Source organism: Sorangium sp. So ce281, from assembly GCF_051527395.1.
Classification (GTDB): domain Bacteria; phylum Myxococcota_A; class Polyangia; order Polyangiales; family Polyangiaceae; genus Sorangium; species Sorangium cellulosum_B.
The window spans coordinates 5,891,070-5,906,260 of record NZ_CP150322.1 but is presented as its reverse complement, the minus strand read 5'-3'; the positions used below and the strand labels follow the sequence as shown (position 1 = coordinate 5,906,260).

Sequence of the window (15,191 nt, the reverse complement as noted above, 5' to 3'; positions counted from 1 at the left end):
ATGGTTCCGGGCATGACTCCCTGAGAAGAGAGTCCAGCCTCGTTGGTGCGCTCGACGACTCGGGCGGAACACCGAGTTCGCCGGTGGGCTCACCGGCTCGATTCGCCTCCGGTGGCGCGCACTTCCAGCAGCAGGGATCCGGGGCAGGGGCGAGCTTGCGCCGCGCGGCCGCCCGCAGCTCGCCTCTCGCCGCCGGCTCGGCCGCGTGCTCCGATGGCCGCTGGAGCTTTCGCCATGCCCCGTCCCGCGCTCGTCCTGGCCCTGCTGCTCTTCGTTCCCACCCCTGGCTGCTCGTCGGACATCGACGCGTGCGACATCGTCTGCACCAAGAACGCCGAGTGCCAGACCGACAGCCCTGGAAAGGACACGTGCGTCGCGCTGTGCCTCGAGCTGTCCGACCGCGCGTCGTATGCCACGGCCATCGAGCGCACGGCCGAGTGTTACGAGGAGGAGGACCGGTCCTGCGCCGACCTCGCGGGTGGCGTCTGCGACTACTCGCCGGAGGATTGAGCGGACGAGGCCCGCCGCCTCTCCGGCGCGGGGCGCGCTTCCTACTCGGCCGCCATGAACGGATAGGCGACCGCGTGCGGCGGGGCGAACGTCTCCTTCACGACCCGGGGGGAGACCCAGCGGAGCAGGTTGAACAGGCTGCCCGCCTTGTCGTTCGTGCCGGACGCGCGCGCGCCGCCGAACGGCTGCTGCCCGACGACGGCGCCGGTCGGCTTGTCGTTGATGTAGAAATTGCCCGCGGCGAAGCGGAGCGCGTCGCTCGCCGCCTCGATGAACGCCCGATCCCGCGCGAACACGGCGCCGGTCAGGCCATACGGCGACGTCTCGTCGCAGAGCGCGAGCGCCCTGTGCTCCTCGCCGTCGGGGTAGACCCAGACCGTGAGCACCGGCCCGAACAGCTCCTCCGCCATCAGCGGGTGGCGCGGATCCGTGGTCTCGATCAGCGTCGGCTCGACGAACCAGCCGTCGCTCCCGTCGTGCGCGCGCGCGCCGCCGCCGCACACGATCGAGCACGCCGCGTCCGCCTTCGCCGCGGCGATCCGCCCCGTGAGCCGGGCGTGCGCTCGCTCGTCGATCACCGCGCCCATGAAGTTGCGGAAGTCGGCGACGTCCCCCACGCGGATCGCCCGGATGTGGCCCACGAGCCGGTCCTTGAGGGCCGGCCAGAGCGAGCGGGGGATGTACGCGCGCGACGCGGCCGAGCACTTCTGCCCCTGGAACTCGTAGGCGCCCCGGACGAGCGCCACGGCGAGCGCGTCGACGTCGGCGCTCGCGTGCGCGAAGACGAAGTCCTTCCCGCCGGTCTCGCCCACGATCCGCGGGTAGCTGCGGTAGCGCCCGATGTTCTCCCCGATGCGGCGCCAGAGCGACTGGAAGACCGCGGTCGAGCCGGTGAAGTGGATGCCGGCGAAGTCCGGATGATCGACGCACGCGTTCGAGACGAGCTCGGGCGGGCCCATGACGAGGTTGATGACGCCGCGCGGGAGGCCCGCCTCGACCAGCAGCTCCATCACGAAGTGCGCGGAGTACAGCGCGTTCGCGGACGGCTTCCAGACCACGGTGTTGCCCATCAGCGCCGGGGCCGCGCACAGGTTGCCCGCGATCGCGGTGAAGTTGAACGGCGTCGCCGCGAAGACGAAGCCCTCCAGCGGGCGAGGCTCCGCGAGGTTCCAGATGCCGGGCGCGCTCGCCGGCTGCTCCGCCGCGATCCGGTGGGCGAAGTGGACGTTGAAGCGGAAGAAGTCGATGAGCTCGCACGCCGAGTCGATCTCGGCCTGGTACGCCGTCTTGCTCTGCCCGAGCATCGTCGCCGCGTTGAGCGTGGGGCGGCGGCGGGTCGCGAGCAGCTCGGCCGCCTTGAGGAACACGGCGGCGCGCTCGGTCCACGGCGTCCTCGACCAGGCCGGGTGCGCCCGCCGGGCGGCCTCGATCGCGCGCGCGACGTGCTCGGCGCCGCCCTGGTGGGCGCGGGCGAGGAGGAGGTCGCGCCGGTGCGGCGCGCGGACCTCGTCGAGCGCTCCGGTCCGGATCGCCTCGCCGTCGATGACCATCGGGATCTCGATCGTCTCCCGCGCCCGGCGGTCGAGCTCCGCCTTGAGGGCCGCGCGCTCGGCGCTCCCTGGGGCGTAGGAAAGGACCGGCTCGTTCTGCGGGCTGGGCGGCGTGGCGATGGTGTCGAGCATGGCGCGAGTCTAGCGGCGAGCTCTCGCGCGTGCAGCGCTCCGGCGCCGGTCTGCGTTGCGCGCCGTCCAGCCGCGCCGCCTTCTCCCGTTCACGGCCGTGAGCGAGGAGGCGATGCGGACAGGGGTGTCGTGGTTTCAGGCGCCGCCCTCCTTGGGCAGCGACCGCGCCGTCCGTCCTCTTGCGGACTGCGCGAGCGCCACACAGGGGCGCGTCCGGATGCGCGCGGGTCGCGTCCGACTAGGCGCCGCGGCGCTCGGCGATGAGCTTGTCGAGATCGTCCTCGGTGATGAGCTTCGTCCCGTACTTGCGCGCCTTCACCGCCTTGCTCGACGTGGACGCCACGTCGGCGATGACGAGGTAGTTGAGCTCCTTCGTGACGCTGTTCAGCACCCGGCCGCCGCTCGACTCGACGAGGTGGGTGAGCTCGCCGCGGGGACGCGCGCCCGCGCCGGTGAAGCAGAACGTCAGTCCGGCGAGCGGGCCTTCGGCCTCGGGCGCGACCGGCACGATGCCGGCGGCGAGCAGCCGCCCGATCTCGTCGCTGCGGGCGCGCAGCCCTCGAACGATGCTCGCGGCCTTGATCGCGCCGAGGCCCGGGATGCCGGCGAGCTCGTCCTCGCCGGCGGCGAGCAGCTTCTCGATCGTCGTGTACCCCGCCGACACGAGCAGCCGCGCGGTCTGGATCGCGAACCCCTCGATGCCGAGCGCCGCGAGGAACACCGGCAGCGCGAGCGGGAGGCGGCTCTTCAGCTGCTCCAGGCACTTCGTCGCGCTCTTCTCGCCGCGCCGATCGAGGTCGGCGATGCTCTTGACCGTGAGCTTGTAGAGGTCGAGCGGCTCTCGCACGAGGCCCGCGGCCACCACCTGCTCGATCAGCTTGTCGCCCCACTCCAGCGCGCCGATGGCGTCGATCCAGTTGTGGATGCGCCCCTCGATGAGGGCGCGGCACGCGGCGTTCCGGCAGAGGAGGTACTCGCCCTCGACGACCAGCGGCGCGCTGCAGACCGGGCAGACCGACGGAGGAACGGCGACGGGGCCGCGCTTCTCGACGACCTCCTCGACGTACGGGATCACGTCGTTGCGGCGCGAGACCAGCACCTCGTCGCCCACGCCGATGCCGAGGCTCCGCACGTTGGCCGAGTTGTGCAGGGAAGCGCGCCGGACGTTGGCGCCGGCGAGCTCCACCGGCTCGACGATCGCCACCGGGGTGACGCGGCCGCTCGGCCCGGTGTCCCACTGGATCGCCACGACCGTCGTCACCTTGGCGGGCGACGCGAACTTGAAGGCGACCGCGCCGCGCGGCCGGCGGTTGACGTCGCCGAGCAGGCCCTGGACGTGGAGCGAGTCCACGTAGACGACGAGCCCGTCGATCTCGTAGTCGAGGCTCGCGCGGAGCTCGCTCGAGTAGCGCCGGTAGAGCTTCACGACGTCCTCGACGCTGCCGTGCGCGGTCTGCGGCGTCGCGAAGCCGAGCTCGCGCAGCCAGGCGAAGCGCGCCCGGCACGTCGGGATCTCGAGGTGATCGGCGACATCGTAGAAGAGCACGGTGCAGTGCTCCGCCCCCTGGCCGTCGAACCGCTTGGCCGCGCCCGCGGCCATGTTGCGCGGGCTGGTGACGCCGGGGAAGTGGCGCTTCATGTCCGAGAGCCGAAGGATGATCTCGCCGCGCACGGACAGCCGGCCCTTCTCCCGGATCCGCGAGGGGATCCCCTTCATCCGCGCGACGTTCGCGGTGATCCGCTCGCCCCACTCGCCGTCGCCGCGCGTGATGGCGTCGACGAGCTTGCCGCCCTTGTAGATGACCTCGATGGAGATGCCGTCGAGCTTCTCCGCCACGAAGAGGTCCCCCGCGATGCTCGAGATGGAGCCCGGTGCCGGCGGCGCGGCGCCCGTGCCGCCGTCGCCGTGCCCGTCCTTCACGAGGATCTCGTCGCACCGGGCGACCCAGCCCAGGAGCTCGTCCTCGGAGACGACCTTGTTGAGCGAGCCCATCGGGATCTCGTGCCGCGCCTTCTCCCACTCGGTGATCAGCGAGGCCGAGCCGACCCGGGCGAGCACCGGGTGCGCCGGATCGAGGGCGCGGAGCTCGTCCTCGAGGGCGTCGAACGCCGCGTCCGAGATCTCGGGGTGCCCTGCGTAGTAGCTCGCCCTGTATTTCTCGATGCGCTCGGCGAGCTCCTCGATCCTCGCCTTGTGCTTCGGATCCGTCGCGAGCCCGCCCTGCAGCGCGTTGCGCGCTCCGGCGTCGTCGTGGTGTGCCTGCGTCATCGCTTGCCTCGGCTCACTCGAGCTCTGTGTCGCCGGCGCGCCGCGCGGCGGCGAAGAGATCCCCCATATCCATCGCGAGCTCGGACGGGAGCTCGTCCTCGCGGAACAGCCTGGCCTCGCGGATCTCGAGAGGATTTTGCGGAGGTCGCGTCGGCGCGGCGATCCGGGCGGTGACGACGACCGTCACGGCGTGGAAGCGGATGTCGCGATCAGGCCGCGAGTACACGCCCACGACCCGACCGAGCTCGACCTCGGTGACGCCGGCCTCCTCGGCGAGCTCCCGCACGATGCTGTCGCGGAGCGTCTCTCCCCATTCCAGGGTGCCTCCCGGGAGCGCCCACGTTCCGGTGTCGCTGCGGCGAACGAGCAGCCACCGGCCGTCGGCGGTCTGAGCGGCGGCGGCGATCCCGACGACAGGTCGCCGGAGCAGCGCGCGCGCGACCTCCTTGGCGAGGGCGAGCACGGAGCGCGGCAAAAGCGACAGGGGAGCGATTTCCATGAGAATTTTTGTGATGTGAGGGGAAAGCATAGGAGCGATCGGGCGCCGCCGGGAGAGGGTTCCGTGCGGCCTCGGCGGATCCTGCGGACGTCCGTGAGTTGTGCGGCTCAGGCTCGGTCGCGGGAGAGAGGCAGGCTACGCTCGTCCCCATCATGGCGATCGTGCGGAGGGCGATGCGCGCTCCTGTCGGGTTGTACGGCTGGGCTGTCCTCTGCGTTATGGCCTCGGGGGCGGCGCTTGCGCTCGCGTCGCTCCCGAGCTGCACCGAGGAGCGGCTCCCGTCGCCACGCCCTCAGGCGGGCAGCTCCACCAGCGCGGGCGCCTCCGGGGGAGCGCCGCCCGATGCGGGCGCCGACGAGGGGCCGGCGAACGTCTGCGAGTGCCTCGCGGCCTATGGCGGCGAAGCCGGGCGCTGCGGCGATTGCTTCAACGAGCATGCGTCCCGCGGTGGGCGTTGCGAGGCGGAGCTCGCGGCGTGCGACGGGGAGCCTGGGTGCAGGCCGATCAGCCTGTGCCTCAAGGGGTGCGGCCATAAAAAGGCCTGCCAGACGGCGTGTGTGTTCCCGGACGATGCGGGCGCCGCTCACCGGATGTTCCAGCGGGTGCTCGCCTGTGTGTGCGCCGCGTGCAGCGCCAGGTGCACCTACTCCGGCGCGCCGCTCGAGTGCGCCGCGCACGCCGACGTGGACGGCAGCGGTGGAGCCGCGGGCGCCGGCGGGGCAGGTGGCGCTGGCGCCGGCGGGGCAGCGGGTGCCGGCGGGGCAGCGGGTGCCGGCGGGGCAGGTGGCGTTGGCGCCGGCGGGGCAGCGGGTGCCGGCGGGGCAGGCGCCGCTGGTGCCAGTGGCGCTGCGGGAGCGTCCGGAGCTCGAGGAACCTGACGAGCCCTGCGCGCCCGTCGGCGCGTGGTCCACGCCGGTCCCCGTGCGGTAGGCTTGCCGCATGGAAAAACCGGTGATCTGGGCGGCCCTTCAGCTCTCCAGCCAGGAGAACGTGAGCGAGAACCTGGCGCGGGTCGAGGTGCTCGTCGTGGAAGCGGCGCGCCGTGGGGCGACGACGGTCGTGCTGCCCGAGAACTTCGCGTACATGGGCAACGAGGAGGGGAAGCGCAACATCGCGGAGGACCTCGACGCTGGCGGCGGTCCGATCGCGCGTCGTCTCGCCGACGCGGCGCGCTCCGCCCGCGTGACGATCGTGGCCGGCGGCTTCCCCGAACGCGCGCACGATCCGGCGCGGCCGTACAACACCTGCGCGGTCTTCGGGGCCGACGGCCGGCTCACCGCGCGCTACCGGAAGATTCACCTCTTCGACGTCGAGATCGCCGACGGGACGAAGTACCGCGAGTCGGCGTCGACGACCGCCGGGGATCGCCCCGTCGTCACCGAGATCGACGGCGTGAAGCTCGGGCTGTCGATCTGCTACGACGTCCGGTTCCCGGAGCTCTACCGCGCGCTCTCGTCGTCGGGCGCGGAGGCGATCGTCGTCCCTGCGGCGTTCACCCTGCTCACCGGCAAGGACCACTGGCTGGTCCTGCTCCGCGCGCGGGCCATCGAGGCCCAGGCGTACGTCGTGGCCGCGGCACAGTGGGGCAAGCATCCTGGCGGGCGGGCGACGTTCGGGAAATCGTGCGTCATCGATCCGTGGGGTGAGGTGATCGCTCAGGCCTCGGAAGGGGAGGGGATCGCGATGGCGACGCTCGACCCCTCCTACCTCGATCGGGTCAGGGCGAACCTACCCTCGCTCACGCACAGGAGGCTCTGATCGTCGTGTCATGGGGGTAAGCACTTTGTCCTCGCACCGGAGGCGGCGGTGCCGGCGCTCCGCAGGCTTGATCTCCGCCGTCAGCTCACTCGGCAGAAGCGTCGCTCGGCTCCGTCTCTCCGGCCGAGGGCGGCGTGCTGCCGCGCTTGGACAGGAGGGCGCGCAGCTCTGCAGGCCTGCGGAAGCCGATGCGGCGGGCGACCTCTCCCTCGCTTAGCCCCCCATGCAGGAGCGCTCGCGCGCGCTCCGCACGCACCTCATCGTAATAGACGTGGGGTGATGCCCCGAAGGCGGCGCGGAAGAGCCGCGCGAAGTGAAACTCGGACAGATCAAGGTCCAGCGCGACCTCGTAGGAACGGATCCTCTGGCCTGCTTCCGCGGCGCTGCGGATGCGGTCGCGGCCGAGCAGGATCCGCTCCGAGGTACTGCGCGGCAGCGGGCCTGCCGAGCGCGATGGTGGCGCGGATCGGGAGGCGCCGGTCGCTGCAGCGAGCTCGCGCGGCGGCTGCGCGCTGTGGCTCGGTGCAGCGACGCCGGGCGTGGGGAGCGACGCCGGCCGTGCGGCAGGCGCGCCGCTCGGAACCGACAGGGAACATGCGGCAGGCATGCTGTGGGACGAGGAGGGTGCGATCGGAGTCGAGATGGGAAGCGCAGTCGTCACGAGTACCTCTCCAGCGGTGAAAGGGCGGTGTCTCGCGGTCATCGCGGCCACCGGCGCGACGTATTGCAACCAGCAGGCCGCAAGCTGACGCATCGCTCTCGGCTCCCGTGGATCGGCATTCAGCAGCACAAAATGTCGTGATTGCCCGGCAGCCTGCTCGCGATGTCCGACGGGGTGTGGCCTGCCGTTCACGTGGCACAGGCGCCAGAGATCAGCCGCGGTTGGCACATTGTGTCTTCGCGACGTGCACACCATGGCGGTCGCCTGCGTCGCGACATCCTCGCGGCGAGCTCATGGCGGTCAGGGAAGATGAATGCTGGAGCGCGGCGCCGCATCCAACGACGCCCGCGCGAGGCGCGGAGTCGCCGCGACCTCTCGATCGAGGGATCGATGTCAGACGTCGATCTCGGCGTTCGGCGCGCGCTCCATGATGAAGCGGAAGCGCGCCTGGGCGTCCTTGCCCATCAGCTCGTTCAGGATGCGATCGGTCTCGATCTCTCCCTCGATCACGATGCGCAGCGCGCGTCGGCGTCGGATGTCGAGCGTGGTCGCTTTGAGGTCCTCCGCGGGCATCTCGCCGAGCCCCTTGAACCGCGAGATATCCGCCTTGGCCGTCTTGGGGAGCTTCGCGAGGATCCGGTCGCGCTCCGCGTCGTCGAGCGCCCAGTGCGTCTCCTTGCCGACGTCGATCCTGTAGAGGGGCGGCTGGGCGAGGAACACGTGCCCGCCGCGGAGCAGGCCGGGCAGGTGCCGGTAGAAGAACGTCAGCAGCAGCGTCGCGATGTGCTGGCCGTCGCTGTCGGCGTCCATGAGAAGAAAAATCCTACCGTAACGCAACTTGGAGGCGTCGAAGTCCTTTCCAAAGCCGCAGCCCAGCGCGCTCACGATGTCCTGGAGCTCCTTGTTGCCGAGCACCTTCGAGGTCGAGGCCTGCTCCGCGTTGAGCACCTTGCCGCGGAGCGGGAGGATCGCCTGGGTCCGGCGGTCCCGGCCCTGCTTGGCCGAGCCGCCTGCGCTGTCGCCCTCGACGATGAAGAGCTCGCTCTCGCTCGGATCGGTCGAGGCGCAATCGGCGAGCTTCCCCGGCAGGTTGAGCCGGTGCGACACCGGCGTCTTGCGCAGGACCTGCTGGGTCGCCTCGCGCCGCGCCTCCCTGGCGCGCGCCGCCAGGATCGCGCGGGCCACGATCGACTCGCCGGCCGTGCCGTTGTGGAGCATCCACTGCTCGAGCGCCGGCCGGACCATGCCCTCGACCGCCGGCCCAGCCTCCGCGTTGTTGAGTCGATCCTTCGTCTGCCCCTGGAACTGCGGATCCTGGATGTAGATGGACAGGACACCCACGATCCCCTCGCGGATGTCGTCGGCCGTCAGCGTGACCCCCTTCGGCTGGACCTTCTTCGCGTCCATGAACGCGCGGACCGCCTTCACGATCGCGCCGCTGAAGCCCGACTCGTGCGCGCCGCCCGCGTGCGTCGGGATGCCGTTGACGTACGACTTCACGTACTCGTCGGTCGACTCGGTCCACTGGAGCGCGGCCTCCAGGCGGATCTCGCCCTCGCGCGCGACGTAGAAGATGGACGGGTGCGTCACCGGCTTGCCGCGCTGGGCGACCAGCTTCGGCAAGAAGTCCGCGATGCCGTTCGGGTGGAGGAGCTCGATCGACTCTCCGGACGAGAGATCGCGGAACGCGATCTCGAGCCCTCCGTGGAGGTACGCCTTGGCCTCCAGGCGCTCGCGGATGGTCTCGGGATCGAAGCGCCGGCCCTGCCCGAAGATCTCCGGATCGGGCCGGAAATGGATGATCGTGCCGTGCTTGCGGGTGGGCGCGCCCTTCTTGAGCTTGCTGCTCGGCGCGCCGCGCGAGAACGTCTGCTGGTGCTCGGACCCGTCGCGCAGCACCCGGACCTCGACGAGCTCGGAGAGCGCGTTGACGACGCTCGATCCGACGCCGTGGAGCCCGCCTGAGACCTTGTAGCTGTCGCTCGCGAACTTCCCGCCTGCGTGCAGCGTGCAGAAGATGAGCTCGAGCGCGGGGCGCTTGTACCTGGGATGGACGTCCACCGGGATGCCGCGCCCGTCGTCGGTCACGGTGGCGCCCTGGAGATCGGCGTCGAGCGTCACCTCGATCCGCTTCGCGTGCCCGTTGATGGCCTCGTCGACGGCGTTGTCGACGATCTCCCAGAGCAGGTGGTGGTAGCCTCTGGCGTCGGTGCCGCCGATGTACATGGCGGGGCGCTTGCGGACGGGCTCGAGCCCCTCGAGCACCTCGATGTCGGCGGCCGTGTAACGTGCGCCGGAAGCGGCGCGGACCGGGGGATTCGTGGCGGCCATGTTCAGCTCACCTCCAGCGTCGGTACGACGACGGCCGGCGGCACCACGCGGGCGAAGCGGTCGCGTCGTGCGATCGGCTCGCCCTGGGTGCCGCGCTGGCCGGCGATTTTGCTCGCGGCGATCTCGAGCGTCTTGCCCTTCTCCGTCTCGACTGTGATCGCGTCGCGCGGCCCGAGGGCGAGCGCGGCGCCGACCAGGCGCTCACCTTCGGCGACCCGCATGACGACGGAGCCCTTGCCCGGGCCGGAGAGCAGGGCGAGCTCCTCCACGGCCACGCTGAGCGCCCAGGCGTCGCTCGAGGCGCAGAGCACCCGGTCGGCGCCGTCCACCGCGTGGACGAAGAGCACCTCGTCGCCCTCGTTCAGCTTGGCGAAGCGGCGCCCGGCACGCGTCGATGGATCACGGTGCGGCCGCAGCGAGAACCTGAAGCCGAAGCCTCCTCGGGTGATCGCCAGCGCGAAGGGCGGCTCCGGCTCGGCGGAGTCCGGGGTCTGCGCCGGGACGTCGAGCGCCCTCGGATCGAACGACATCAGCGCGATCAGCCGCTCGCCGTCGGCCAGCTTGAACAGCTTCTGCACGGGATCGCCGTAGCCGGTCGACTGCGGCACGTCGTGGATGCGGCACACGTAGCACGCGCCGACGTTCGAGAAGAACGCGACCGTCGACCGCGTCGAGCCGGCGACGGCCGCGAGGACGCTGTCTCCCTCGCGGATGCGCGTCGAGGCCAGATCCTTCACCTCGCGGACCCGCTTCACCCAGCCCTGCGCCGAGAGGATCACGTTCGCGTCCTCGGCCACGATGAAGTCCTCCGCCTGGTACTCGGGCTCGTCGATCGAGCCGACCACCTTCGTGCGGCGCTTCTCGCCGTAGGCTCCCTTGATCTCGACGAGCTCGTCGCGGACGATCCCCCAGCGCTTCGCGTCGCTCCGGAGCAGCCCTTCGATCCGCTTGGCCTCGGCGCGCTTCTCGCCGAGATCCTTCTGCACGAGCAGGATCTCGAGCCGCGCCAGCCGGTAGAGCTTGAGCTCGAGGATCGCGTCCGTCTGCTCCTCGTTGAGGGTGAAGCGCTTCATCAGCTTCTCGGCCGCGTCGGCCTTGCCCTCGCTCTTGCGGATGATCCGGATCACCTCGTCGAGCGCGTCGAAGATCTTCTCGAACCCCTCGAGAATGTTGATCCGCCGCCTCAGCTCGCCGAGCTCGAACTCGAACCGCCGCGTCACCGTCGCGTAGCGGAAGTCGAGGAACTTCGTCAGGATCTCGTGCAGGCCGAGCCGCCGTGGCGCGGCGATCTCCGCGTTGTCGGTGGGCACGAGGCAGGTGAGGTTCACCTGCACGTTGATCGCGAGCGGCGTCTGTTTGTAGAGGTACGCCATCACGAGCTGCGCGTCGGCGCCGCGCTTGAGCTCCATCACGATGCGCACCTCGCCGGTCGACTCGTCGCGCACGTCCACGAGCGTCGGCAGCTTCTTGGAGAGGATCACCTCGGCGATCTTCTCGACGATCGCCTTCCGCTCGATGCCGTACGGGATCGAGGTGATCACGATCTGCGGGGCGGCGCCGCGCTTGCCGTCGCCCTCTTCCAGCTGCCACTCGCCGCGGAGCTTCAGCGAGCCCTGGCCTGCCGTGTAGACGGCCTCGAGCTCCTTCTTCGTCGCGTGCAGCTGACCTCCGGTGGGGAAATCCGGCCCCTTCACGTACGACAGCAGCCGGTGCGTGGTGAGCTCGCGGTTCTCGATCAGCGCGACGCACGCGTCGATCACCTCGCCCAGGTTGTGCGGCGGGATGCTCGTCGCCATCCCGACCGCGATCCCCTGCGAGCCGTTCACGAGGAGGTTGGGGAAGCGCGACGGGAGGACGATCGGCTCGAAGCGGGTCCCGTCGTAGTTGGGACGAAAGTCCACGGTGCGCTGGCCGAGCTCGCTGAGCAGCTCCAGCGCCAGGGGCCGGAGCTTTGCCTCGGTGTAACGCATCGCGGCGGGCGCATCGCCGTCCACGGAGCCGAAGTTCCCGTGGCCCGCGATGAGCGGCGCCCGCATCACGAAGTCCTGCGCGAGCCGGACCATCGCGTCGTAAATCGCGACGTCGCCGTGCGGGTGGTACTTGCCCATCACGTCACCGACGACCGCGGCGCTCTTCCGGTACTTCGCGTCCGGCCCGAGGTGCAGGTCGTGCAGCATCGCGTAGAGGATGCGGCGCTGCACCGGCTTCAACCCGTCGCGGACGTCGGGCAGTGCGCGCGACGTGATGACGCTGAGCGCATAGTTCAGGTACCGGCGCTGCGCCTCGTCGGCGAGCGAGGTGTCGGGCGCCGGGGGCGGCGGCGGCTCGCTGTCACCGGGCCGGCCGCCACGGCGGCCCTTGCGGGACGCGTCACCGTCGGACGGAAGGGAGGGGGTTCGAGACACGCGATGCTCCAGGGAGTGCGCGGGCACCGGACGAACAGGTGCTCCGATGTTCAGGTGAACGCTGGCGAGCCTCGGCAATTACCCAGGGGTTCGCGCTCGGTCAAGGCTGCCTCGCGGGAATTTCTGGCAGCGAGTGCTCGCCTGCGCTCGTGTGGACCCTGGCATAGCGTCAGATGGCCGCGAGATCGACCCGAACACAGGCCAGCGCAGCGCTACCTGACGGCGGCACCTTGATTTCGGCGTCCGCCCTTGAGACTCACGGCGCGCTGGGCTACGGGGTGGCGCCTTGTACGCGACAGGCACCCGACCCATGCTTCGCCTTCTCGGCCGCTGGCTGCGGCTCGTCTGGCTCGGCCTCTTCCTGGTGTTCGTTGCAGTAGCGGCGATACGGCCCCGGCTCGCGGCAGCTCAGGTGCCCGGAGGTGCTCCGGGCGCGCAGCCACCCCGGGGCGGCGCCGCGCCTGCCGCCCCGGCCAGCGCTGCGCAGCCGCCCGCGCCGGCCGACGCGACCCTGGGAGCCCAGCCTGGCGCCGGTACACCTGCGCAGGTCGTCCCCGACGCCGTCGAGCCGACGATCCATCTGGCGCCCACGGAGGCCGAGCTCGCTCGGGGGCAGCCGGTCGTTCAGGTCGCCATCGCCGGCAACCGCCGGGTGTCGACCGAGGACGTGCTCGTCTACCTCGGGCAGACCCGGGTCGGCAGGCCGTTCACCCCCGAGGGGCTGGCGCGCGACGTGCGCGAGCTCTGGGACTCCGGCCTGTTCGACGACGTCGAGGTCGACCTCACGCGCCGCGACGACGGCGTGAGCCTGAGGGTGCTGGTCCGCGAGCGCCCGAGCATCAAGGCCATCGAGTTCTCCGGCAACAAGGAGATCGACAGCGAGGACCTCACCGAGGCGCTCTCGGTCGAGCTCAAGACCGGCACGATCCTGAGCTACGCGGCGATCCGGCGCGGCGTGCAGAAGCTCCGCGACAAGTACGCCGAGGAGGGCTTCTTCCTCGCCGAGGTCAGCTACGAGGTCAAGCCGGAGCGGGAGAACCAGGTCACCGTCAAGTTCACGATCAAGGAGCACTCGCCGGTCACCGTCCGGCGCATCACGTTCATCGGCAACCAGAACATCTCGGACGAGGAGCTCCGGGAGGTCATGATCACGGGGCAGGGGGGCTTCTTCGCCTTCGGCACCGGCGGTCCGTTCCGCCAGGACGCGTTCGAGCGCGACGTCCTCGTGATCAACGCGCTCTACTACGATCGTGGCTTCCTCGCGGCGCAGGTCGCGACGCCCAGGGTGATGCTCACGCCCGACCGCACGGGCATCGAGGTCACGATCACGATCAACGAGGGGCCGCGCTTCCGCATCCGCTCGCTCCGCGTCTACGAGCGCGACGCCGACGGCCGCGAGATCGAGCCGCTCGGCGGGCGCCGCGCGCTGCGCGAGATGGTGCGGGCCAAGCCGGGCGACTGGTTCAACCGCGCCGAGCTGGCGAAGGATCTCGGCGCGATCCAGACGCTCTACCGGGACGCCGGCTACGCCAACGTCGAGGCGTCGCCTGACACCCAGCTCGACCCGGACAGGCGCGAGGTCGACATCACCGTCGGCATCCGGAGAAACCAGCTCGTCTACTTCGGGCGCATCGAGATCCGCGGCAACACGAAGACGCGGGACAAGGTGATCCGCCGCGAGATGGAGGTGGAGGAGCGGCGGCTGTTCAGCGAGACGAAGCTGGAGCGATCGAAGCAGCGGATCACGGCGCTCGGCTACTTCGAGCGGGTCGACATCTCCACCGAGCAGGGCGACGACCCCCAGCACATCAACGTCAACGTCGACATCGGCGAGAAGCCGACGGGCACCTTCCAGATCGGCGCGGGCTTCTCGAGCGTCGAGAACTTCATCGCGACGGCGCAGGTCCAGCAGGCGAACCTGCTCGGGAGCGGCCAGTCGCTGTCGCTCCAGGCGCAGATCTCCGGATCGCGGCGCCTCATCGACGTCCGCTTCTTCGAGCCGTACCTGTTCGACAGCCCGTTCTCCGCGTCGGTGAGCGTCTACAACCAGCTGCGGACCTACACGGAGTTCTCGCAGACCTCCACCGGCGGCTCGCTCACGCTCGGCTACCCGCTCATCGAGCCGGAGCTGCGCGCGCAGCTGACCTACACGCTGGAGAACGACGAGATCTCGTCGGCCACGAACACCGGCCTCGGCACGGCAGAGGAGCGCGCCTCGTTCCAGCGGCTCCCGCTCTACAACCTCTTCAACGCCGGGCTCACGTCGAGCATCCGCCCTGCGCTCACCTTCGACACGCGCAACAACCAGCTCTTCCCGACCTCGGGCATCTACCTGCAGGGCTCGGTGGAGCTCGCCCACAGCGCGTTCGGCAGCGAGAACGAGTTCCTGCGGTACCGCGCCACGGGGAGGTTCTACTACCCGATCACGGACAGCCTGGTCCTCAAGCTGAACACCGAGGCCGGCATGGTGACGAGCCCCAACCCCCAGGGCGTGCCGATCTTCGCCCGCTTCTTCCTGGGCGGCATCCTCGATGTGCGCGGCTTCGAGATCCGGGACATCGGCCCGCGCCTCCCGCTCCGCGAGTCGCTCGATCCGAACTCGCTGCCCATCGCGAACGGCGCGAACATCGGCGGCAACCTCATGTACTACCAGAACCTCGAGCTGGAGTTCCCGATCCTCGAGGCCGTGCAGATCAAGGGCGTCGTCTTCACGGATCTGGGCAACGCCTGGAATCTCGAGAAGCTCTACTGCAACGCCGCCCCCGCATCGCCGCACGACGTCACGAACCCGTGCTTCTCGGCCGAGCGCCTCCTCGATGTCCGCACCTCGTGGGGATTCGGGCTCCGGTGGTTCTCCCCGCTCGGACCGCTGCGCTTCGAGTGGGGCTTCCCGTTCAAGCGGCTGCCCTACGAAGAGACGTACAAGTTCGAGTTCAACATCGGCAACTTCTTCTGAGCCCCCGGCCAGCGGGCGCAGCAGGGACGTGCGCGCTCCCCGGGGGGCTGCCGGGGGCAGGTGCGCGGCCGGGCGGACCCTGCCCCAGAGCGTCCTGGATGGCGCGCAGCGGGCGTCGCG

At 70.5% G+C, this 15,191-nt stretch carries 10 protein-coding genes; 4 read left to right on the top strand and 6 right to left on the bottom strand.

Features of this window, described 5'->3' with window-relative positions; translation table 11 throughout:
• Nucleotides 1-234 precede the first annotated feature (234 nt).
• Entirely contained in the window at nt 235-510 is a 276-nt protein-coding gene (locus WMF27_RS22380) for a hypothetical protein (RefSeq protein WP_437766865.1), read from the top strand.
• A 41-nt stretch (nt 511-551) separates the two neighbouring features.
• On the opposite strand, the gene pruA is transcribed toward WMF27_RS22380, so the two are convergent.
• From pruA to WMF27_RS22365, 3 genes are all read right to left on the bottom strand, one after another.
• Nucleotides 552-2,192 (bottom strand): L-glutamate gamma-semialdehyde dehydrogenase, encoded by a 1,641-nt coding sequence (gene pruA / locus WMF27_RS22375; protein WP_437766866.1) that lies wholly within the window; start codon nt 2,190-2,192, stop codon nt 552-554.
• A 238-nt stretch (nt 2,193-2,430) separates the two neighbouring features.
• Nucleotides 2,431-4,461, bottom strand: coding sequence for an NAD-dependent DNA ligase LigA (ligA, locus tag WMF27_RS22370; RefSeq protein WP_437766867.1), 2,031 nt, complete (start codon nt 4,459-4,461; stop codon nt 2,431-2,433).
• A gap of 13 nt (nt 4,462-4,474) precedes the next feature.
• Nucleotides 4,475-4,960, bottom strand: a complete 486-nt coding sequence (locus tag WMF27_RS22365) for an NUDIX hydrolase (protein WP_231865014.1) — start codon at nt 4,958-4,960, stop codon at nt 4,475-4,477.
• Nucleotides 4,961-5,656: 696 nt separating this feature from the next.
• Here WMF27_RS22365 and WMF27_RS22360 point away from each other — a divergent pair.
• A complete protein-coding gene (locus WMF27_RS22360) occupies nt 5,657-5,890 on the top strand; it encodes a hypothetical protein (RefSeq protein ID WP_437766868.1) in 234 nt (77 codons plus the stop codon).
• A gap of 9 nt (nt 5,891-5,899) precedes the next feature.
• Nucleotides 5,900-6,718: a carbon-nitrogen hydrolase family protein gene (locus WMF27_RS22355; protein WP_437766869.1), complete on the top strand. Its 819-nt coding sequence runs from the start codon at nt 5,900-5,902 to the stop codon at nt 6,716-6,718.
• An 85-nt stretch (nt 6,719-6,803) separates the two neighbouring features.
• On the opposite strand, the gene WMF27_RS22350 is transcribed toward WMF27_RS22355, so the two are convergent.
• The 3 genes from WMF27_RS22350 to WMF27_RS22340 form a co-directional block, all read right to left on the bottom strand.
• The gene (locus WMF27_RS22350; protein ID WP_437766870.1) at nt 6,804-7,634 is read right to left on the bottom strand and encodes a helix-turn-helix domain-containing protein; all 831 of its coding nucleotides are present in this window, start codon (nt 7,632-7,634) and stop codon (nt 6,804-6,806) included.
• Between the two features lie 138 nt (nt 7,635-7,772).
• On the bottom strand, nt 7,773-9,710 hold the full coding sequence (locus WMF27_RS22345; RefSeq protein WP_437766871.1) for a DNA gyrase/topoisomerase IV subunit B: 1,938 nt from the start codon (nt 9,708-9,710) through the stop codon (nt 7,773-7,775).
• A gap of 2 nt (nt 9,711-9,712) precedes the next feature.
• Nucleotides 9,713-12,115 carry a DNA gyrase/topoisomerase IV subunit A gene (locus WMF27_RS22340; RefSeq protein ID WP_437766872.1) on the bottom strand — a complete coding sequence of 801 codons (2,403 nt, stop codon included), beginning with the start codon at nt 12,113-12,115 and terminating at the stop codon, nt 9,713-9,715.
• Between the two features lie 310 nt (nt 12,116-12,425).
• Here WMF27_RS22340 and bamA point away from each other — a divergent pair, with 310 nt between their 5' ends.
• Nucleotides 12,426-15,071 carry an outer membrane protein assembly factor BamA gene (bamA, locus tag WMF27_RS22335; RefSeq protein ID WP_437766873.1) on the top strand — a complete coding sequence of 882 codons (2,646 nt, stop codon included), beginning with the start codon at nt 12,426-12,428 and terminating at the stop codon, nt 15,069-15,071.
• Nucleotides 15,072-15,191: the final 120 nt, after the last annotated feature.

Coding starts and splice junctions, on each gene's coding strand:
- WMF27_RS22380 (WP_437766865.1), top strand. CDS start 235: ATGCCCCGTCCCGCGCTCGTCCTGGCCCTGCTGCTCTTCGTTCCCACC.
- pruA (WP_437766866.1), bottom strand. CDS start 2,192: ATGCTCGACACCATCGCCACGCCGCCCAGCCCGCAGAACGAGCCGGTC.
- ligA (WP_437766867.1), bottom strand. CDS start 4,461: ATGACGCAGGCACACCACGACGACGCCGGAGCGCGCAACGCGCTGCAG.
- WMF27_RS22365 (WP_231865014.1), bottom strand. CDS start 4,960: ATGGAAATCGCTCCCCTGTCGCTTTTGCCGCGCTCCGTGCTCGCCCTC.
- WMF27_RS22355 (WP_437766869.1), top strand. CDS start 5,900: ATGGAAAAACCGGTGATCTGGGCGGCCCTTCAGCTCTCCAGCCAGGAG.
- WMF27_RS22350 (WP_437766870.1), bottom strand. CDS start 7,634: ATGGTGTGCACGTCGCGAAGACACAATGTGCCAACCGCGGCTGATCTC.
- WMF27_RS22345 (WP_437766871.1), bottom strand. CDS start 9,710: ATGGCCGCCACGAATCCCCCGGTCCGCGCCGCTTCCGGCGCACGTTAC.
- bamA (WP_437766873.1), top strand. CDS start 12,426: ATGCTTCGCCTTCTCGGCCGCTGGCTGCGGCTCGTCTGGCTCGGCCTC.